15 protein-coding genes are annotated in these 21285 nt (G+C 64.6%); 10 read left to right on the top strand and 5 right to left on the bottom strand.

All coding sequences use genetic code 11. The annotated features are described in order from the left end of the window. Positions 1 to 38: 38 nt before the first annotated feature. Complete coding sequence (locus tag RAZWK3B_RS13295; RefSeq protein WP_007815953.1) at positions 39 to 644, bottom strand: response regulator transcription factor; 606 nt, start codon at positions 642 to 644, stop codon at positions 39 to 41. Between the two features lie 272 nt (positions 645 to 916). Between RAZWK3B_RS13295 and RAZWK3B_RS13290 the strand changes: the two genes are divergently transcribed. The 6 genes from RAZWK3B_RS13290 to RAZWK3B_RS13265 all read left to right on the top strand — a co-directional run bounded on the left by RAZWK3B_RS13290 (position 917) and on the right by RAZWK3B_RS13265 (position 14081). Then, positions 917 to 1360 (top strand): putative pterin-binding protein, encoded by a 444-nt coding sequence (locus tag RAZWK3B_RS13290; protein WP_050774244.1) that lies wholly within the window; start codon positions 917 to 919, stop codon positions 1358 to 1360. Between the two features lie 32 nt (positions 1361 to 1392). Continuing rightward, the gene (locus tag RAZWK3B_RS13285) at positions 1393 to 3948 is read left to right on the top strand and encodes an ATP-binding protein (RefSeq protein WP_007815951.1); all 2556 of its coding nucleotides are present in this window, start codon (positions 1393 to 1395) and stop codon (positions 3946 to 3948) included. 263 nt (positions 3949 to 4211) lie between these two features. Next, entirely contained in the window at positions 4212 to 5360 is a 1149-nt protein-coding gene (locus RAZWK3B_RS13280) for an efflux RND transporter periplasmic adaptor subunit (protein WP_157132256.1), read from the top strand. Beyond that, positions 5357 to 8449, top strand: coding sequence for an efflux RND transporter permease subunit (locus tag RAZWK3B_RS13275; RefSeq protein WP_007815949.1), 3093 nt, complete (start codon positions 5357 to 5359; stop codon positions 8447 to 8449). The genes RAZWK3B_RS13280 and RAZWK3B_RS13275 overlap by 4 nt, the downstream gene beginning before the upstream one ends. Before the next feature lie 122 nt (positions 8450 to 8571). Next, positions 8572 to 10338 carry an autotransporter assembly complex protein TamA gene (locus RAZWK3B_RS13270; RefSeq protein WP_007815948.1) on the top strand — a complete coding sequence of 589 codons (1767 nt, stop codon included), beginning with the start codon at positions 8572 to 8574 and terminating at the stop codon, positions 10336 to 10338. Then, a complete protein-coding gene (locus RAZWK3B_RS13265) occupies positions 10338 to 14081 on the top strand; it encodes a translocation/assembly module TamB domain-containing protein (protein ID WP_007815947.1) in 3744 nt (1247 codons plus the stop codon). Before RAZWK3B_RS13270 ends, RAZWK3B_RS13265 begins: the two co-directional genes overlap by 1 nt. Before the next feature lie 39 nt (positions 14082 to 14120). On the opposite strand, the gene RAZWK3B_RS13260 is transcribed toward RAZWK3B_RS13265, so the two are convergent. Continuing rightward, on the bottom strand, positions 14121 to 14396 hold the full coding sequence (locus RAZWK3B_RS13260) for a YMGG-like glycine zipper-containing protein (protein WP_007815946.1): 276 nt from the start codon (positions 14394 to 14396) through the stop codon (positions 14121 to 14123). Positions 14397 to 14571: 175 nt separating this feature from the next. Here RAZWK3B_RS13260 and RAZWK3B_RS20290 point away from each other — a divergent pair, with 175 nt between their 5' ends. Together RAZWK3B_RS20290 and RAZWK3B_RS13250 are read left to right on the top strand one after the other, a co-directional pair. Continuing rightward, a complete protein-coding gene (locus RAZWK3B_RS20290; RefSeq protein WP_007815944.1) occupies positions 14572 to 15285 on the top strand; it encodes a Crp/Fnr family transcriptional regulator in 714 nt (237 codons plus the stop codon). Beyond that, on the top strand, positions 15286 to 15882 hold the full coding sequence (locus tag RAZWK3B_RS13250) for a hypothetical protein (RefSeq protein WP_007815942.1): 597 nt from the start codon (positions 15286 to 15288) through the stop codon (positions 15880 to 15882). Between the two features lie 59 nt (positions 15883 to 15941). On the opposite strand, the gene RAZWK3B_RS13245 is transcribed toward RAZWK3B_RS13250, so the two are convergent. After that, positions 15942 to 16514 carry an HPF/RaiA family ribosome-associated protein gene (locus tag RAZWK3B_RS13245; RefSeq protein WP_007815941.1) on the bottom strand — a complete coding sequence of 191 codons (573 nt, stop codon included), beginning with the start codon at positions 16512 to 16514 and terminating at the stop codon, positions 15942 to 15944. Between the two features lie 249 nt (positions 16515 to 16763). Between RAZWK3B_RS13245 and RAZWK3B_RS13240 the strand changes: the two genes are divergently transcribed. Then, positions 16764 to 17186 carry a DUF2267 domain-containing protein gene (locus RAZWK3B_RS13240; RefSeq protein WP_007815939.1) on the top strand — a complete coding sequence of 141 codons (423 nt, stop codon included), beginning with the start codon at positions 16764 to 16766 and terminating at the stop codon, positions 17184 to 17186. Between the two features lie 119 nt (positions 17187 to 17305). Here RAZWK3B_RS13240 and RAZWK3B_RS20285 read toward each other — a convergent pair whose 3' ends face one another. Then, on the bottom strand, positions 17306 to 18079 hold the full coding sequence (locus RAZWK3B_RS20285; RefSeq protein WP_286131806.1) for a Crp/Fnr family transcriptional regulator: 774 nt from the start codon (positions 18077 to 18079) through the stop codon (positions 17306 to 17308). Between the two features lie 310 nt (positions 18080 to 18389). Here RAZWK3B_RS20285 and RAZWK3B_RS20280 point away from each other — a divergent pair, with 310 nt between their 5' ends. Further along, a complete protein-coding gene (locus tag RAZWK3B_RS20280) occupies positions 18390 to 20399 on the top strand; it encodes a hybrid sensor histidine kinase/response regulator (RefSeq protein WP_007815935.1) in 2010 nt (669 codons plus the stop codon). On the opposite strand, the gene RAZWK3B_RS13225 is transcribed toward RAZWK3B_RS20280, so the two are convergent. Then, on the bottom strand, positions 20326 to 21111 hold the full coding sequence (locus tag RAZWK3B_RS13225; RefSeq protein ID WP_050774242.1) for a response regulator transcription factor: 786 nt from the start codon (positions 21109 to 21111) through the stop codon (positions 20326 to 20328). The two genes, RAZWK3B_RS20280 and RAZWK3B_RS13225, sit on opposite strands and share 74 nt — an antisense overlap. Positions 21112 to 21285 lie beyond the last annotated feature (174 nt).

Genomic DNA, 21285 nt, shown 5'->3' with positions numbered 1-21285 from the left:
CGTTATACCGACGTTATACCGAAGCCCGCGAACCCGGTTCAGACAAGCCCCAGGTCCCGCCCCAGCATCGCCGCATGTGTCCGGTTCCGAGCCTGCAATTTGCGCGACAATGTCTTGACATGCAGCTTGACCGTGACCTCCTGGATGTCCAGCTCGCGGGCGATTTCCTTGTTGGCCTTGCCTTCGGTCAACCCTTTGAGAACATCGAGTTCCCTTGGCGTCAGAGCCACATCCAGCGGGCTCGCCTCGGCCTCGGCCAGAAACTCGATCGGCCGGTAGATACCGCCGCCCAGCATCTCATGGACCGCCGCGATCAGCATATCCGGACCAAGGGTTTTCGGCAAAAAACCTGCGGCACCGGCCCGCAACGCCCGCCGCGCCACATCCGCCGACGCCGTCCCCGACAGGATCGCCACAGGGCACCCGGCATGCTCTTTCATCCGCGCCAAACCGGCCAGCGTGTCCATGCCCGGCATCGAATAATCCAGTAAAACAAGGTCATGCGGTCCCTGCTCGGTTTCGATGGCCATGGCCTCATCCAGCGATCCGGCAGCCGAGACCTCAAATCCGCCCTGCGATCGCAGGTAATCGGCGATCGTTTCACGCACAAGCCCGTGATCATCAGCCAGCAACAGCTTATGCATGAGCCCTCCTGCAAGCACCCGGTTTCTGTCGGCATTGTCGAGACGCAACCATGCATCTGTTAGGGTTAACGCCGGTTTAATACAGGCCTCCTGCGCGAAAGTGTATGCGCATATTACCCGCAAGCATAGAAAAATGCTGGCGAGATGTCGCCAAACAACCGTATCCTGTCCTCAGGAGTTTGCCGAAGACATGAGGTTTCAGGCGCGTGAAGGCGGTCTCGTTCATAGGTTTGATGTGTCTCTCTTTATCGGTCCCATGTGCCCCTGCCGCCATGGCAGAGCAGACACCGGTCATCTTATCGATCCACACCGAGCAGCAGCAATCATCGCCCGAAAACAGCATCTTACCCGTTCGAATGACATTGTCGGACTTGCGCGCCCTGCCCGTTGCCTCCTTCGAGACGACGACGATATGGACGATGGAACCTCAAGTCTTTTCCGGGGTCTGGCTGGCCACCTTGCTGGCTCACCACGGCATCACGACAGGCACCTTGGAACTTGTTGCCATCAATGATTACCGGGTGGAAATTCCGGTAAACGATATTTACCCCGGTGGCGCGCTGCTCGCCTATGAACGCAACGGAGAAGAGATGTTGCTGCGCGACAAGGGGCCATTGTGGTTGGTTTTTGATTGGGACGACAACCCCGCCTACAGGAACGAAATCCATTATTCCCGTAGCATATGGCAACTGGACCGGATCATCGTGAAACGATAGTTTGCAGACTTGGCCACAGACGGACCTTATCATTGAAGATTTTCTCAACCACCCAGAAACGGCTTTCACGGCGCAAGGTTCAGATCACCATTTTCGGGTCGATGTCCTTGGTTTGCATGATCGTGACTGCGTTTCTGGCGGTGCAGGTTTTCGTCAAACTGGATCATTACGGCAGCACACCGATCGACAATATCCAGTGGACGATGTCGCAACTTGAGGTCGAGCAGATCAAGCTGGCCACGGCCCTCGAGCGGCTGGAGGACCCTACCGAAGACACGATCACGCATGCGCGGCAGCGGTTCGATATCCTCTACAGCCGCGCGAACGCGATGAAAAACGGATCGGGTTACCGCGCGGCTCTGGATGGCTCGGCGGCGGACCATCAGCTTGACATCATTTTTTCCGAACTGACCGATATGCTTGCGGTTTTCGACACGTCCGACGCCGCGTTGATCGCAGAGCGGGCCACGCTTCTGGATGCGACGAACGCCCTGACACCGGCCATCCGGCGGCTCTCCAGCGAAGCAATCTCTATAGGCGCAAAGGCAGCGCAGGCCGAGCGCACCTCGCTGACCAGCACATTGCAGAAAATGGCATTGATGAGTCTTCTCATGGTAACGGCGATGCTGTCGCTCATGTGGCTTTTGTGGCGGCTTTACACGCTCTACAGACACCGGGCGTTTCAGAACCGGATCACGCTGAACCGGCTCTCGACGATTTTGGACACCTCGGAAGACGCCATTCTGGTGGTGCGTCCGGATGGCACGATCATCGAGACTAACACCGCGGCCCGGAGCATGTTCGGGCCGGACAATACAGAAACCGGAAAGAGCAACATTTACGGCGTCTTATACCGTCAGGAAGAGGACAGGACACTGACTGCAATCAGCGATGAGCCTCTCGGAGATGTCCGCGAAGGCGAAGCTGATTCCACGCCTCTCGTGGCTCGTCGGCAAGACGGGAGTTTGGCCGCGGTCGAGCTTTCGGCCAACGTCGCCGCGCGATCGGTGGACGAAGTCTGGGTGTGTTTCATCCGCGATATCTCGGACAGGTTGGCGGCGGAGGCTGAAGTGCAGGCGGCGCGGGACAAGGCGTTGTCCAACGAAAAGGCCAAGGCGCATTTTCTGGGACGGATCAGCCATGAAATGCGCACGCCGCTGCATGGGATATTGGGAACGCTCGATCTGATGGATAGCACGCCTTTGTCGCCGGAACAGACGAGATATAGCGATATCATGAAGTCTTCCGGGCAGGTTTTGCTCAATCAGATCAATGATGCGCTTGATATAACCCGGTCGAGCGCAGAGCCGTTGCCGCTGGTGGAGACGGTGTTCGATGTCGAACAGTTGATCGAGGACATCGCGACAAGCCAGGGCGCGGTGGCCGAAGCCCACGGAAATACCATTGACCTGCATGTTCAGAATGCCCCTGTCGGCGCGGTCTTGGGCGACCGAGACCGTGTGCAGCAGGTTCTGCTGAACCTCGTGTCGAACGCGATAAAATTCACCCGCAATGGGCGCATATCCATTGAGGCAGCACGGGTCGGACTGCATGGAAAGCACGATAATATCTTTGAAATTCAAGTATCTGACACCGGCATCGGGATTGCAGAAGATGATGTGGAGCGCATCTTCGACGACTTTGTGCGCGTGATCTCATCCGATGGGGAGCGCACCGAAGGGACAGGTCTGGGCCTCGGGATCGCGCGAAACCTGGTGTTGCAGATGGGCGGGGATATCGGGGTGGAGAGCCTGTTGGGGGAAGGCAGCGTGTTTTGGGTGCGGCTGCCGCTGCGGGCGGCGGGGATCGACCAAGAGGCCGCGTTGAAAGATACGTCCAAAACCGTTGCTCAAAGCATCGCGCCGAAGGATATTCTCATCATCGAAGACAACCCGACGAACCGCTTCGTTCTGAAAGTCATGCTGGAAAAACAAGGGCATAGGGTAAGTCTTGCCGTCGATGGAGAAACCGGCGTGGCGCTGTCGAGGGTCAGGTCGTTCGACCTTGTTGTGGTGGATGTGAACATGCCGGGGATCGACGGGGGGGAAGCGACGCGGCGGATACGGAGTGGAAACGGGGCGAGCGCCCGGACGAGGATCGTGGCGCTTTCGGCATATATAGACTTCAACACACGGGAAACATTGATGAAATCCGGTGTCGACGATGTTCATATCAAACCGCTGCGCATGGCTGATCTGGAGAGGGTGCTTACTGGAAAAGGCCCCAGACAACCGAAGGCTGATTTCCACGAAACGCTTGATCCGGCGGTCACGAAACAGCTGAAATCCGCCCTAACGGAAGACCGTTTTTACAATCTTGTTCAAGGGCTTACACAGGAATCCTCAGACATTCTCAAGGCCCTGGAAAACCTTGACAGAATCGATCCTGAATCGATGGCTAGGCAGTTGCACAAGTTTGCGGGGATCGCTGCGACGGTCGGGGCGATTGCGGTCAGGGATATTCTGTGCCGGGCGGAGACAGCGGCAAAAACCGGAGACATCGCAGAGCTTGAAAAAGAACTGCACGCCTTTTCAAAGACTTGGGAGAAAACGCTCAGGCATCTGAACGCGCAGGATGAAGCCGCCTGACACGGTCGCACCCGTGATCCATGGTCCACAGGGCTGAAAGACAGGGCACCGCCAGTTGTGTAGGGTTCGTACGAAACCTACGCGCGTTCAGGACGAAGTTTGGTCAAAACTGCGTGATTTGTGTCCCTTCCGTACACATCCGGGCCCGGCAGGGCCGTGGCGCGCGTATTTAGGGAGTTGTTATTCCCCCTAGCCAATATAGATTCGATGCAACCTCAGAGCGGCTGACGGTGGCCCATGCTCGTTTGAAAGGGACTGCTCCTTTGTCAATCTGGAAACAGTTGTTCATCCTGTGCCTTCTCGTGGCGGGCGGCTATGGCGGCTATGAGGGCTACCATAGCTATATCGCCGCCTCGGGCGGCGAGAGTGCCGCCGCACCGGACCGCTCGCGCAGCAGCCGCCCCTCGCCGGTCGAGGTGAAGCAGGCCGAGACGCGGACCCTGTCGACCACGGTAGAGGCCGTGGGCACCACCCGCGCCTTGCAATCGGTCGAGATCGTGCCCGAAGCCGACGGACGGATCGTGGAGTTGAACATCACACCGGGCGAACAGGTCAGGAAAGGCGACGTTCTGGTGCGGCTGGATGACGAGATAGCCCGCGCCGATCTGGCCGAGGCCGAGGCGCGGCTGATCGAGCGGCGGCAGGCGGTGGAGCGCGCCACGTCGTTGCGCCGCACCAATGCCGTAGCCGAGGCAACGGTGGAAGAGGCGCAGGCGCGGCTGGCCGAGGCGCTGGCGCAGTTGGACCGCACGGCGCGCAGATTGGAAGAGCGCACCATCACCGCACCGTTCGACGGTGTTCTGGGGCTGTCCAGTGTGGATGCGGGCGCGCGCGTCGATCAGCAGACGATCATCACGCGGCTGGACGATCTGAGCCAGATCGAAGTGGAATTCGCGCTGCCGGAAACCCTGTTCGCACAGGTGACAAAGGGTCAGAAGGCCCTCGCGACCAGCGCGGCTTTTCCCGGTCAGGTCTTCGAGGGCGAGATCGACGCGGTGGATAACAGGATCGACCCGGTCAGCCGGTCGTTCCGCACCCGCGCCATTCTGCCCAACCCCGAAGGCACCCTGCCCGCGGGTATGTTCATGTCGCTGGAGCTGCTGCTGTCGCAATCCGACTTCGTGGTCATCCCCGAGGAGGCGCTGATCTTTCAGGCGGCGGAAACCTATGTGTTCGTCGTCGAGGACAACACCGCGCGGCGCGTTGTGGTCGAGACCGGGCAGCGGCGCGACGGCATGGTTGCCGTGCGCAACGGCATCGAGGAAGGCCAGACCGTGATCGTGCGCGGGCTGCAACGCTTGCGCGACGGCGCGGCGGTACAGGTGCTGGGCGAGACAGGCACGGATGGCGAGGACAAGACCAGCAGCGAGCTGCGCGGCACTTCCGCCAAGCCGGAAGGCGACAAGACATGACGCTGTCGGATATTTCCGTCCGCCGCCCGGTTCTGGCTGCGGTGGCGAGTCTTTTGCTGATCGTGTTCGGGGTCAGCGCCCTGCGGGATGTGCCGGTGCGCGAATTGCCCGATGTGGACAATGCGGTGGTGAGCATCACCACCACCTATCGCGGGGCGGCGCCCGAGGTGATCGACACCGATATCACCGAGACGATCGAGGGCGCTGTCGCGTCGATCGCGGGCATCCGGACGATCAGTTCGGAAAGCCGGCAGGGCCGGTCGCAGGTCACCATCGAGTTCGATCCGGGGCGCGATATCGACATCGCGGCCAATGACGTGCGCGACGCGGTGGGCCGGATTCTGGACACCCTGCCCGAAGATGCCGACCAGCCACAGGTCGAAAAGGCCGATGCGGATGCCGATCCGGTGATGCGGCTGGCCGTCACCTCGGACCGGATGACCACCGCCGAGATCACAGATTACATGGACCGGTTCATCGTGGACCGTCTGGCGACGCTGGACGGGGTGGCCAATGTGCGGGTCTATGGCGACCGGGCCTTTGCGGTGCGCATCTGGCTGGACCGGCGGGCCTTGGCGGCGCGCAAGCTGACGATTGCGGATGTGGAAAGCGCGCTCAGGCGCAACAACGTGGAATTGCCCGCCGGAGAGGTCACCTCGATCGACCGGCAGCTTTCGGTGCGGTTGAACAGCCGATTGGCCAGCGTGGAGGATTTCCGCGACGTGGTGCTGGACCGGGTGGCGGGCTACCCCGTGCGGCTGCGCGACGTGGCGCGCGTGGAGCCGGGGGTGGCCAGCGACACCACCATCGCGCGCAGCGACGGGCGCGATGCGGTGGGCATGGCGATCCAACGCCAGAGCCAGTCGAACACGCTGCAGATCTCGAACGCGGTGCGGGCCGAGGTGGCGCGGCTGACCCCGACCCTGCCCGAGGGCATGGAGATCATCATCGGATCGGATGACGCGCTGTTCGTCGGCGCCTCGATTCGCGAGGTGGTGGTGGCGCTGTCGATCTCATTGGCGCTGGTGGTGCTGGTGATCCTGCTGTTCCTGCGCAGCATCCGCGCCACGTTGATTCCGGCGATCACCATTCCGGTGTCGCTGCTGGGCTGTTTCATCCTGATCGGGATGTGGGGGTTTTCGATCAACACGCTGACCTTGCTGGCGCTGCTGCTGGCGATCGGTCTGGTGGTGGATGACGCGATCGTGGTGCTGGAGAACATCCAGCGCCGGATCGAGAATGGAGAAACCCCGCTGGTGGCGAGCATGAAGGGCGCGCGGCAGGTGACCTTCGCGGTGCTGGCCACGTCGGTCACGCTGATCGCGGTGTTCGTGCCGCTGTCGTTCATGCCGGGACAGGTGGGCAAGCTGTTCGTGGAATTCGGCTGGGTGATGGCGGGGACGGTCGCGATCTCGACCTTCGTGGCGCTGACCGCCTGTCCGGCGCTGGCCTCGAAGGTGCTCAAGGCCGGCAAGGGAGCGCCGGTGAGCGATGAATACGCCGCGCGCGGCTGGATGCAGAAGGGCTATAGCGCGATCCTGAGCCGGGCGCTGCGAATGCCGCTGGTGGTGCTGGTGCTGGCCTTCGGGGCGACGGCGGGCTCCTACCTGTTCTATGACGGGCTGCCGCGCGAGCTTGCGCCGCGCGAGGACCGGGGCGTGGGTTTCGTGCCGCTGACCGCGCCGCAGGGCAGCACGCTGGCCTATACCGATCAGGCCGCACGGCAGGTCGAGGAGATCCTTGCACCGCTGCGCGAGGAGGGCATCGTCGAGACGGTGTTCACCTTCACCGGCTGGGGCAACCGGGCATGGCGCAGTTTCGTGGTGTTCCGGCTGGCGCCCTGGGACGAGCGGAGCGTGCCGGTCTCGGATGTGGTGACACGGCTGATCCCGCAGATGGCCCAGGTGACCGTCGCACGCGGCTTTCCGGTGACGCCAGCGGGCTTGGGCCTGCGGGGCAATTCGACCCCGGTGCAGGTGGTGATCGGCGGGCCGGAATTCGGCGATGTGAAGGAATGGGCACAGGCGCTTTTGAGCCGTGCGGAAGAGATCGAGGGGCTGGTGAACCCGGAGATCAATTTCGAGGAAAACCTGCCGCAGCTCGATGTAACCATCGACCGCGAACGCGCCGATGACCTTGGCATCTCGGTCGAGACGGTGGCCAATACGCTGCAGACGATGCTCGCCTCGCGCGAGGTGACCACCTTTGTGAGCCGAGGGCGCGAATATCCAGTGATCGCGCAGGCCGAGGAAGAGGACCGGCGCACGCCGTCGGATATCAACAACATCTTCGTGCGCTCGGGCGATGGCGAGACGCTGGTGCCGCTGGGCGCGCTGGTGACGGTGACCGAGAATGCGGCGGCGCCGTCGCTGCGCCGGTTCGACCGGCTGCCGTCGATCCAGCTGTCGGGCGCGTTGGCGCCGGGGGCCGATCTTGGTACGGTGCTGACCCGGATCGAGGAGGCGGCGGCCGAGATTCTGCCTGCGGAGGCGGCGCTGGGTTATCAGGGGCAATCGCGCACGTTCAAGGACACCTCGGCGGGTGTGGGTCTGGTCTTTGCGCTGTCGATCCTGATCGTGTTCCTGGTGCTGGCGGCGCAATTCGAAAGCTTCGTGCATCCGGTGACGATCATGCTGACCGTGCCAGCCGGCGTGGCTGGGGCGATCTATGCGATGGCGCTCACGGGACTGTCCATCAATGTCTACAGTCAGATCGGGATCATCCTGCTGATCGGGCTGGTGGCCAAGAACGGCATCCTGATCGTGGAATTCGCCAACCAGCTGCGCGACGAGGGCAAGGATGTCCGCGAGGCGGTGCTGCAGGCCTCGGTGCTGCGGCTCAGGCCAATCGTGATGACGGTCGTGTCGACGGTGCTGGGCGCGCTGCCGCTGGTTCTGGCGACGGGTGCGGGCGCGGAAAGCCGTAACGCCATCGGCACGGTCATCATCGCAGGGCTGCTTTTTGCCACGGCGATGATGCTGCTGGTGACGCCGGTGCTGTATGACCTGCTGGCACGGTTCACCAAGCCGCGCGGCGCGGTTGAAAAGGCGCTGGAGTCCGAGCTGGCCAAGTCCGGCAAAGCGATCTGAGCGCATTTCAGCCCCTGCCCCGGCTATCGGCTCGCAGCGCGGTGAAGTTCAGGTAGACTGCGACGTGGTAACGGAGCTGACTTTTGTTCGAATCATTTATAAGGGCCCGGCGATTTGTGCCGATGCTGGTGGCGCTCATGCTGTCGGCGCAGGCGGTTCGGGCCACGGAATTGACATTGCAAGCGCCGGGCGCACCGGAAAAGCTGACCGAGCAACTGACGGCGGCGTCGCTTGTTCTGGCGGCGGCGCGGCGTGACGAGGCCCCTACCCCACAGGATCTTGTGGCCGCCGCGCGCGCGGATTATGCGCGGATGGTCGGCGTTCTGTATGGCGCGGGGCTTTATGGCGGCGACGTGCGGATCAGCGTGGATGGTCGCGAGGCCGCCGAGATCGACCCGCTGAGCCGGATCGACCGGATCGAGCGCATCACGATCACGGTGCTTGCCGGTCCGAAATTCACCTTTTCGCAAGCCTCGGTCACGCCGCTGGCGCCGGGCACCGCCCTGCCCGAGGGTTTTGCGGCGGGAAAGACCGCCGAGGTCGGGATGATCGAGGCGGCGACCACCGCCGGGATCAATGGCTGGCGCGCGGCGGGCCATGCCAAGGCCGATCTGGAAAGCCAGACCATCTATGCCAATCACGATATCGCCATGCTGGCCGCCCATATCCGGCTGCGCCCCGGACCAAGGCTGCGCTTCGGGGATCTGCTGGTGACCGAGACAGGCCGCGTGCGCCCCGATCGCATCCGTGAAATCGCGGGCCTGCCGACGGGAGAGGTCTATACGCCGGACGAGGTCAGCGAGGCCGCCGACCGGCTGCGCCGGACAGGCGCGTTCCGCTCGGTGGCGCTGCAGGAGGCCGAGGAGATCGGACCGGGCAACACGCTCGATATCGAGGCGCAGGTCGCCGATGAACGCCCCCGGCGCATCGGGTTTGGCGCCGAGCTATCCTCGCTGGAGGGGATCACGCTGTCGGGGTTCTGGTTACATCGCAACCTGTTCGGCGGGGCCGAGCGCTTTCGGGTGGATGCCGAACTGGGCGGTATCGGCGGCGACTCAGGCGGGATGGATTACAGCCTGTCGGCGCGGCTGGACCGGCCCGCGACATTCACGCGCGATACGGGCCTGTTTCTGAGCTTTGCGCTGGCCGAGGAAGATGAGCCGGATTACCGCGAGCGCAGCGCCGAGATCGGCGCCGGTCTGACGCATCGCTTTTCCGACGAGCTGAGCGGCGAAGCCGGGATCGCCTATCGCTATTCGGAGGTGGATGACGATCTGGGATCGCGCACACTTGAACATGTGCTGTTCCCGCTGCGCGCGACATGGGACACAAGGGACGATCCGCTGAACGCCAAGGATGGCGCTTTTGTGGATGTGCAGGCCACGCCCTTTGCGGGGGTGAACGGCAGCGCGAGCGGCACAAGGCTTTACGCCGATGCGCGGGGCTTTCTGGGCTTTGGCGAGAATGACCGCTTCGTTCTGGCGGGGCGCGCGCAGATCGGCTCGGTTTCGGGCGCGGCGGCGACCGAGGTACCGCCGGGGATGCTGTTCTATTCGGGCGGGGCCGGAACGGTCCGCGGCCAGCCCTATCAATCGCTGTCGGTCGATCTGGGGGCCGGGCGCAGCATCGGCGGGCGCTCGTTTCTGGCGCTGTCGGGAGAGCTGCGCGCCGAGATGCGCTATGGCGTGTCGCTGGTGGGGTTTTACGATCTGGGCTTTGTCGGCGCGGACAGCTGGGGCACCGAGAATGGCGATTGGCATAGCGGCGCGGGGCTTGGCCTTCGTTATGACACGGGGATCGGGCCGATCCGGCTGGATGTGGCAACGGCGCTGGACAACAAGGACAGTGGCGGGGTCGAGGTTTATATCGGGATCGGGCAGGCCTTTTGATGCGCAGTTTCTGGACCATATTGGCGCTGATCCTCTGGGCGGTCGTCGCGGCCCCCGGTGCCTTTGCCCAAGAGGACGACCGGGAGCGCGGTCTGTTGCAGGGCTTCATCGAGGACAACCTGTCGGATGTGAGCCGCGACGTGCGGATCACGGGATTTCGCGGCGCGCTGTCGTCGCAGGCCAGTCTTGACGAACTGACCATCGCCGATGGCGAGGGCGTCTGGCTGACCCTGCGGGATGTGACGCTCGACTGGACGCGCAGCGCGCTGCTGCGCGGGCGGCTGGAGGTGAACCGGCTGACGGCGGCCGAGATCATCATGCCACGCCAGCCGGTGCCCGAGGGCGGGCTGGAGCCGGAAGATGCCGTGGCCCGGCCCTTTGCGCTGCCGGAATTGCCGGTGGCGGTGACTATCGGGCAGATCAGCATCGAGCGGGTGGAACTGGGCGCCCCGGTTCTGGGCGAGGCGGTGGCGCTGTCGATGCAGGGCGCGGTATCGCTGGACGCCGGTGCCGGGGCCGCCGATCTGGAGGTCACGCGGCTGGACGGTGATGGGGGCTTGAGCCTGAATGCCGGTTATTCAAATGAAACCCGTATCTTGGCGGTTGATCTTGATGTAACTGAAGGCCCCGGAGGCATCGTGGCGGGGCTTATGAACCTGCCCGGTCGGCCCGCGCTTGGGCTGACGCTTGCGGGCGAGGCGCCGCTGGACGATTACGAGGCACGGCTGACTCTTTCGCGCAACGAGGTGCCACGGCTGACCGGCACGCTGCGCCTGCAGGGCGATCCCGAAACCGGCGCGCGGCGGTTCGAGGCGCGGCTTGGCGGGGATGTACGGCCCTTCTTCACGCCCGAACTGCAGGGGTTTTTCGGGGACAGGTCGCAACTTCGGCTGATCGGACAGACCCGGCCCGAGGGCGGCACGGTGATCGAGGATGTGACGCTTGCGACCGAGCGGCTGCAGCTGAAGGGTGCGCTGGAGCTTGACGCCGCGGGCTGGCCGGTGCGGGTGACGCTGGACGGGGGTCTGGATGCGGGCGGCGCGCTGCTGCGGTTGCCGGTGGCAGGCCCGCCGACGCGGCTGCGGCGGGCCGATCTGAGCGCGCGCTATGATGCCGCCGAGGGTCAGGGCTGGCAGGCGCGCGCGGTGGTGGATGAGCTGCAACGCGAGGGGCTGCGGATCGGCCAAGCGCGGCTTGACGGGCGCGGGCAGATCCTGCGCGGAGAGGTGCGCCGTCTTGTGGCGGAGCTGGATTTCGGGCTGCGCGGCTTTGTGGACCAGAGCGATGCCGCACTCAGCGAGGCGGTGGGCGCGACACCCGAAGGGCGGCTCGAGATGCGCTGGCAGGAGGGTGCCGCGCTGGAGATCACACGGCTCGATGTGAGCAGCGGCAATGCCGAGCTGCGCGCGGTGGGCGAGCTTGACGGGCTTGGCGAGGGTTTTCCGCTGCGCGGGCGCGCGACGCTGAGGGCGGCGGATCTGGGCCGGTTCGCGGGGCTTGCGGGGCGCGATCTGGCGGGGCGGATCGACACGACGGTTCAGGGGCAAGGCACGCTTCTGGGCGGAGCGTTCGATCTGGCGCTGGAGGCCGAGACCGAAGGGCTGGCGCTTGACGTGGCGCGGCTTGACCCGGTGCTGGCGCCGCAAACGCGGCTGCGCGCGACGGCGCGGCGCAACGAGACGGGCACGGTTCTGGACCGGCTGCAGATCTGGAATTCGGCGCTGGAGGCGGATCTGTCGGGCCGGCTCGATGCGCAATCGGGGGCGCTTGATCTGGCGGTGGCGCTGAGCGAGGTGGGTCTTGTGGAGCCGCGGCTTGAGGGCCCGGCGCGGATCGAGGGCGGTCTGGGATGGACCAGCGGCGGCGCACTGGTGCTGGAGGATCTGCGCGGATCGGTGGCGGGGGCGGCGTTTCAGGCCACGGGGCGCATATCGCCAGAGGATGCCAGCCTGCCGGTGGATGGGCGCGTGTCGCTGACTGCGCCCGATCTGAGCCGGTTCGCGCGGCTGGTGGGCCGGCCTATCGCGGGCAGGATCGAGCTGAGCGCCGATGGCGAGGGGCAGATCAGGGGCGAGACGGGGCGCTTCGATCTGAGCCTTGAGGGGCGCGATCTGCGCAGCGGCATCGCCGAGTTGGACCGGCTGATCGAGGGACGCATGTCGGCGGCCCTGAAGGTCAGGCGGCAGGACGCGCGGATCGTGTTGGACATGCTGAGCGTTGAAAGCGGGCGCGTGTCGCTGTCGGCACGCGGCAGCCAGCCGGGAGCGCCGATCGCCGTGAATGGGCGGCTCGACGATCTGGCGCTGCTGGCACCGGGCTTTTCCGGCCCGGTCGAGGCGGCGGGGCAGATCATCCTGCGCGACGAGACGGGGCGCGATATCGGCGTCGATCTGGGGCTGACCGGTCCCGGCGGCACTACTGCGAACCTGACCGGGAGCATCGCCGATCTGGGCCAGAGGCTGGCGCTGAAGGCGAGCGGCACGCTACCGCTGGGGCTGGCCAATGCCTTCATCGCGCCGAGATCGGTGTCGGGAACGGCACGCTATGATCTGTCCATTGACGGGGCACCGGCGCTGTCGTCGGTGTCGGGGCGGGTCGATCTGTCGGGGGGGCAAGTGTCCTTTCCGACGCTGAACGCCGCGTTGGACGATCTGACGGGACGGATCACGCTGAGCGGTGCAAGCGCCGCGTTGGACATGAGCGCGCAGGGCCGCGAAGGCGGCACGATCCGCGCGGCGGGGACAATCGGGCTTGCCGCGCCCTACCCTGCGGATGTTGTCGCGACACTGACCTCGGTGGGGCACAGCGATCCCGATCTCTACCGCACCGAAGTCAGTGGCACGATCAACCTGACCGGGCCGGTCGCGGGTGCGGCATTGATGAGGGGCGATCTGGTGCTGGGGCAGACAGAAATCCGGGTGCCAACCAGCACAACGGCGAATGTTGGGCTTTTGCCGCAGATCCGGCATATCAACCCGCCGGATTATGTGACGCGGACCCGCCGCAACGCAGGGCTGATCGCGGAAGAGGACAGCCCGCCGGGACCGGGCCGCAACCTGGACATCACCATCAGCGCGCCGAACCGCATTTTCGTGCGCGGTCGCGGGCTGGATGCGGAACTGGGCGGCAGCTTGCGGATACAGGGCACGACAACCAACGTGGTCCCAAGCGGCACGTTCCAGCTGCAACGCGGGCGGCTTGATATCCTGGGCCAGAGGCTGACGCTGACCTCGGGTGTGATCGATCTGCGCGGTGCCTTCGACCCTTATCTGGAATTCGTCGCCGAGACCGATGTGGAGGACATGACCGTGCAGGTCATCATCCGCGGCCTTGCGAGCGCGCCCGAGATCATCTTCGCCTCGAGCCCGGAGTTGCCACAGGAAGAAGTGGTCTCGCGGCTGATCTTCGGGCGCGGCATAGACGACATCTCGCCGTTTCAGGCGGCACAGCTGGCCGCAGCGGTGGCCACGCTGACCGGCGGGCTGGATGGCGGGCTGTTCGGGGGGGTGCGCAATGCGCTTGGCCTGAGCAATCTGGATGTCACCAGCACGGCGGAAGGTGCCACCGCCTTTACCGCCGGGGCCTATATCTCGGAGAATGTCTATTCCGAGGTGACCGCCGACAGTGACGGCAATCAGAAGGTCGACCTGAACCTCGATCTGAGCCGCAGCGTCACCGTGCGCGGCAGTGTCGGCACCGATGGCGATACCGGGATCGGGATTTTCTTCGAGCGCGATTACTGAGCAAGCGCCGGTCTGTGCGCGATCACAGTCTGTGCGCGATCACGGGCAAGGCCGGATCACATAGGTTCCGTCGCCGCGCGAATAGGCGCATTCGTCGCGCGCCGCGTTGCGCGCAACCAAAACCCCGGCCGCCGCACCGGCCAGCCCGCCGATGATCTTCCAGTCGTCGTCGGCATCGAGCGCCTTGGCGGTCACCACGCCAAGGGCTGCCCCGGTCAGACCGCCGACAACCATGGTTTCCTCACGGGTCATGTCCTCGCAGGCGGTCAGGATCAGGACCGAACACAGGGCGGTCACGCAAGCAGGTCTGAACATCGGATGGCTCCTTTTGCATCGGCTGATGGAGGGCTGCACCGGATCAGGCCAGCCGCCCCGTTGCGCCATGGTGGCCGGGCACAGGCGCGACCACATTGACGGGCGTCAACACCCCGGCGGCGCTGCCGGTTAAGACTGACACGGAAGCGACAGGCAGTCCGTGAGGGAGGGGCCGATGACGGCCATCGGTTTGACGCAGCGCAGCGGCACGGGCGATGAGCCCGTGACCGGCGACCCGATGCGCCGCAGTTTCGCCACAGGCGCGCAGATCGCGGTCGAGGGCGGGCCGTCCTGTCATGCGATCTGCGTGGAAAGCGGGTGGCTCGGCCTGTCCAAGACGATGAAGGATGGCAAGACGCTGATCGTGGATCTGCTGATGCCGGGAGATGCGGCGCGGCTGAGGATGGCGGGGGCCGAGCGGGCGCTGTGCGATCTGCGAAGTCTCACGCAAAGCCATGTGATCTGCATTCCCGAGCCGCATGACATCGCCGCGCGCCTGCCCGGTCTGACCGAGAGGCTGAAGGCGAGCGAGCACGCGGCAAGGGCAAGATGGGCGGAGCGGATGCCAAGGCTGGGCTGGGCGGCGGCGGACAGGCGCATTGCTTATCTGCTGGTGGAACTGGCGCTGCGCGCCGAAGCGGCCGGGCTGGCCAGCAGCCCGGTGCGGCATCTGAGCCTGCCGCTGACACAGGCGCAGCTGGGCGAGATGGCGGGGCTGTCGGCGGTGCATGTGTGCCGGACGCTGCAGGCGCTGTGTGCCGAGGGTCTGATCGGCGGGACTTTCCTGCCGGGGCTCGATGTGCCGAGCCTGCCGGATCTGGCGGCACGGGCGGGCACGGAAATCGACGATTTGCGTAGAAAGATTATTCCCGAAGACAGGAGCGAATGAATGACCCAGACCACAAGCGCGACCGCGAAAGATCATGACGAGGATCATGTCACAGTCATCCGCATCCCCGAGGCGGTGGGCGTGTTCGACAGGTTCGAGGATCTGCAACAGGCGGTCTATGACCTGCATCTGGTGGGGTTCAGCCGCTATGACATGAGCCTTTTGGGGTCACAAAAGGCGCTGGAGGCCAAGCTGGGCCGCGCCTTTTGGCGGGCCGAGGATCTTGAGGATGACCCGCATGCGCCAAGGGCGCATTTCGTCTCGGAAGAGGCGATGGGCGAGCTGGAGGGGGCGATCGCGGGCGGGTTCTTTTTCCTTGGCTCCTATATCGCGATGGCCGCTTTGCTGACGCCGGTGAGCACGCTGGCGGCCTCGATCGCGGCGATTGCGATTGGTGGCGGGCCTGCGGCGGTGATCGGCACGCTGCTCGCGCGGCGCGCAGGCCGGCATCACAAGGAGTATTACGAGAACCAGATCCGCCATGGCGGCATCCTATTGTGGGTGCGCGTCAAGGATGACGAGCGAAAGGAAAAGGCGGTGAGCATTCTCAAGGGGCATTCGGGGCGGGACGTGCATGTGCATGACTGGAGCGAATAGGGGCGCCCTGCCCCGGCTTTGATCCGGCTTTGATCCGGTGTTGCTCCGGTGCCGTGGGATCAGGGTTCGTATTCCTGCGCGCCGATCGGGCGGACGGTGCTGGCTTGCGGGCCGATGGCGCTGTCGCGGATGTTGACCACCAGTTCCACCGGGTCGCGCAGGCTGAGCGCGTCGAAATCGCCATCCACCACCGCGTTGCGGTGAAAATAGATCAGCCGGTTGTCGGTGGTGGCGATCTGGCCGAAATCGGCAGCATGGTCGATCTGGGCGATGCGGCCCTGCAACATGCCCTCATGCTGTTTCACCTCGCCGGAGATCCGCTGCTTGTGGGCGCGCAGCTGACGCTCGATCGCGGTGAAGGCATCGCGGATCGCCACCTGGGGGTGTTCATGGGCGGGCACGTCGCCCTTGGTGGGATGCACGACAAGTTCGGTGCCGGGCACGCGCAGCTCGATGGTCACCTCGTAGAGATTGCCCTGCCGGTGCCGGTTATGGCCCGGTTGCAGGGTGACATGGCAGCTGGTGATCCCATCGAACAGCGCATCGAGCTGGGTCACGCGCGTCTCGATCAAAGCGCGCAGGGCGTCGTCTTGGTCCATGTGGCGAAAGGTGAGTTCGAGCGGTGTTTGCATGGGGCGATGATCCTTTGACTTGAGCTTGGCGCGCAGGCGGCCCCGCGGCCCGCAACGACCGGCCCGCGAAGCATGGACCGGACGGCGCGAGCATCATCCGGCTGCCCGGCGCAAGGATGCCAAGGCGGCAAGGTGCCGGCATTGACGAGCCGCAATGGCGCGGCGGGCCGTCTGCGGTTTGACGGCTGTCAACGCATCTGCGCACCGGTGATGCGATGCTGCCGGGGCATCACGAAAAGGACGCATCTCATGAGCACGCAGGGTTTGGAAGTGATCGACCACACGGTTCAATTGACCCATGAATGGATCAACGATCTGGCCGAGCGGCTGGATTGGGCCGACAAACGGCAGGTTCTGATGCTGTTGCGATCCACGCTGACGGCGCTGCGCGATCTGCTGAGCGTGAACGAGGCGGCGCAGATGTCGGCGCAACTGCCCCTGCTGATCCGGGGGCTGTTCTATGAAAACTGGGCACCCGCAAGCCGGGCGGAACGCACGGCGGCGGCGTTTGTCGCGCGGGTGAGCGAACGGCTGGAGATGGATGCGGAATATCGCGGCGAGGAGGACATCACCGAGGTGTTCCACCTGCTGAGCGTCCGTATCTCGGAGGGAGAGGTGGCCGATATCCGCCAATCCCTGCCCGCCGATATTCGCAGGCTCTGGCCCGGCTGAGGCCCAGCTGACCGCATTTGTGGAGGTGGTCCGGTGCGCCGCTGGCGGAGATGGTCCGGTGCGCCGCTGGCGGAGATGGTCCGGTGCGCCGCTGGCGGCGACGCACCGGGAGAGGCCGGTCATCCCGCGGCGCGCTGCGGGTATTCGACCAGCCCTTCGAGCGACGGCCCGGCCAAGTCCTCGAGCCGGGCGCTGTCCAGAACCTCGATCAGATGCGGCGCACAGACATGCACCGCCCCCTGATCGGCCAGAGCGTGAAGGCAACGGCAAAAGGTTTCCGGCGTCATGTCCAGCAGGCTGGCCAAGTCGATCCGGCTGAGCCGAAGGTTGAGCACCAGCCTGTCACCGATGGTTTCGACATAGGCATCGGCGGTGTCTTCGGTGGCGGAGCGATAGAGCAGATAGGCCGCCACCCGCTGCCGCGCGGTGCGCCCGCGCAGAAGACAGGTCCAACTGCGCATCGCGTCCATCTGCGCCAGCGTGGTCACGAGATAGCCATGCTCGAGCGTGGGCGAGCGCGACAGAAGGCTTTCGAAGGACCGGCGATTGACCGAGCACATGGTCACATCGGTCGCCGCCTCGTAGGAAAAGCGCATTTCGGGCTCAAAAGCCCGGCCCACGAAATCTCCGGGAAACAGCAGGCCGAGCACCTGGGTGTCCCCGTCCTCGGTCATGAAGACGGTCTTGACCACGCCCGAGGTCACAATCCCGAGGGTTTTCGCGGTATCCCCTTGCATGATGATGGATTGGCCACGTGAAAAGCTGCCATTGTGCAACAACCGGCACAGTTCGGAGCGAGTGGCTGAATCGGCGTAATGGCATAAGGCAATGTCTTTAACGGGGCACTCATTACAGATCGATTGACTGGTGTTCTGAAGCGATACAACGGTCATGTCACCCCCCTGACTAAAATCGGCGCGGATGTGTCCAGCGGATGAAGCCCGGCTATGGACCGGACGATCCGATGGAGCGCATGTGACGCCAGTGATCATAAGGAATCCGGTTTCCAGCCGGTATGTTCCACCCTCCCTGTTTTGCAGATGGCACGTTCACCCAATGTGCCGCCAATCAGTGAACGCTCGAATCATGAAGAATTCAAAAAAAGAAATGTGTAGAATTGTGCACGATCCGGGCCTTACCATGAGAAAAGGGCTGGGAGAAAAAGGCTGGCCCGCGCGATCCCGAAGGCGAAGGTGAGACAGCATGGATGATAATCCTGACCCCGGCCACGGGGGCAAACCCCCGGCCAGCGGCCACCTGCCCCGGCTTGAGAGCGGGCCGCAGGCCTTTGATTTCATCGAAGAGGCGCCTGTCGCGATGGCGGTTCTGGATCGGCAGATGCGCTATCTTGCCTATAGCCGACGCTGGGCCGAGAGCCACGGTCTGGGGGACGGGGATTTGCGCGGGCGGTGCCATTACGAGCTGTTCGGCGCCTTGCCGGAGCGCTGGCATCATGCGCATGAACTGGCCCTGAGCGGAGAGAGCGTCGCCCGGGCCGAGGACCGGATCGTGCATCCCGATGGCCGGGTGCAATGGCTCGGCTGGGAGGTTCAGCCCTGGTATCACGGGCCGGGATTGCCGGGCGGTGTGATGATCTGCACGCAGGATATCACCGACAGCAAGCAGACCGAACACTGGCTGCGCGAAAGCGAAGCGCGCCTGAGGCTGGCAGCGCAGGCGGCACAGTTCGGGATGTTCGACATCGATCTGGCGGCGGGCACGGGGCATTGGTCGAAAGAGGCGCTGGCGCTTCTGGGACTGCCCGAGGATGCGCGGCCGGACACTCTGGAAGACCTCAAGCCGATCCTTGATCCGGACAGCCTGAAGGGGTTGCGCGCGGTGTTGCGCGACGCGCTGAGGCCCGGATCGGCCGGGCGGCTGGTGCGCCAGCTGCGCCTGCCGGGTGGCGGCGGCGAGGACCGGTGGCTGCAATTTCACGGGCAGGTCACCTTTGCCGGCAAGGGCGCGCACCGCAAGGCGAAGCGCATTCGGGGCATGGTGCTTGACATCAGCGACACGCGCCGGATGGAGCAACGCCTGTCACGGTCTGAGCGGCTGGAGACGGTGGGGCGTCTGGCCAGTGGGATCGCGCATGATTCAAACAATCTGCTGACGGTGATCCTGTCAAATCTCGAACTGGCGCTGGCGCGGACGGACGACCCCGAGGCACGGCGGATGATCGGCACGGCGGTGAACGCGGCAGAAGTCAATGCAGGGTTCAACCGGCGGCTCTTGTCGCTCACCTGCACGCGAGGCGATACGGCCGCCGTGCTGCTGATCGGGGCGCATCTGGACGCGACGCAGCCGCTTTTGAGCCATGCGATCGGCGATCGGATCAGCTTGACGATAGCGCCCGAGGACGGGCTATGGCCGGTGCGCGCCGATCCCGGCGATCTGGACAGTGCGTTGTTGAACCTCGCGCTGAATGCGCGCGACGCGATGCAGGACGGCGGCGCACTGAGCGTCACGGCGAGGAATGTCGCGCTCGATGCACGGCACGCGGCGCGCATGGGTCCGCAGGCGCGGGAGGGCGATTTCGTCTGCATCAAGATGCGCGACAGCGGCACCGGCATGTCCGACGAGGTGGTGGCGCAGGCGATGGAGCCTTTCTTCACCACCAAGCCCAAGGGCCGCGGCACCGGGCTTGGCCTGACCAGCACGGCATCCTTTGTCAGCCGGCTGGACGGGTTCATGACGCTCGACAGCGACCTTGGCAATGGGACACAGGTGGCGCTTTATCTGCCGCGCGACACAGGCGCGGCGCAAGGCGAGGAGCCAGCCAGGGACGCAGACACCGAGCCGGTGCATGGTCATGGCGAGGTCGTCTTGCTGGTCGAGGACAACCGCGATGTCCGCGAGGCGGGTCTCAAACGGTTGGAAATCCTCGGGTATGTGGCAATCGAGGCCCGCGACGCGACCGAGGCGCTGGCGGTGCTGGCGCGCGGCGAGCCGGTGGATCTGGTGTTTTCGGATTTTGCGATGCCCGGTGCGGACAGCGGGCTGTCCCTGGTTCAAAGGGTGAGGCGCGATTACCCCGGTATGGCGGTGCTGCTGACGACGGCGGATGGCGCGCAGATCCTGCGCAAGGGTGTCGACGAGACGCGCGAGACCGTGGAGATCCTGCCCAAGCCCCACGCGATCAGCGATCTTGCGCGGGCATTGCGCCGGGCACTGGATCGTCGGGATCCGTCTCGGGACAGACCTCGCCGGTGAAGACATAGCCCACGCCGCGCACCGAGCGGATCAGCAACGGTTCGTCGTGGCCCGGGTCGATCTTGCGGCGCAGGCGAGCGACATGACCATCGATCGTCCGGTCGAGCGGTGACCAGGCCTGACCGCGCAGCGCGAGGGATATCTCGTCACGGCTGAGCACGCGTCCGGGATGACGGACAAAGAGTTCCAGAAGGCGCAGTTCGGTGTCGGTGAGGTCGATGGGGCGACCATCGAGTTTGCGCACGAAGCGCCGGCGGGTGTCGAACACGCAATGATCGAAATCCAGCAGATGGGGCAAGTCGGGGCCGCTGTCGGCGCTGGCGGAAGCCTCGAGCTCGTAGCGGCGCAGCACCTTTGTCATGCGCATCACCACCTCGGAGAGGTGGAACGGCTTGGTGATGTAGTCGTCAGCACCGTTTTCTAGCCCGCGCACCCTGTCCTGAGGCGCGGCGAGTGCCGTGACGATGATGATGGGCACGTTGCGCGCCTCGCGCAGCTCGCGCGCCAGTTCAAGCCCGTCATCGGCCCCCAGACACAGATCGAGCGTCACGAGGTCCACGGGGTTGCGACGGATCATGTCGAGGGCGCTGTCGCGGGACTCGGCTTCGAGCACGTCAAAGCCACGATCCTGCAAGCCGGTGCGGAGGCAGGCACGGACATCACGCTCGTCTTCCACTACAAGCACGGTCGTGCCGGTCTGATTTTCGGACAAATTGCGCCTCGTCGACTGTTATGTGCCAGTGTCGAGCAAAGCAGCGATGATCGCATTTTGCAATAATTTTGACTTTTTGGTGAGAATTTGTCGAACGATTGCAGCGGGCATGGGCGCGTCGTGATGCAAGTCCGCCCGGCAAGCACGGGCTTAGATCCGGCCCATGATACGCCT

It is taken from the genome of Roseobacter sp. AzwK-3b (assembly GCF_000170875.1).
Classification (GTDB): domain Bacteria; phylum Pseudomonadota; class Alphaproteobacteria; order Rhodobacterales; family Rhodobacteraceae; genus Roseovarius; species Roseovarius litoreus.
This window is presented reverse-complemented; position numbering and strand designations above follow the sequence as displayed.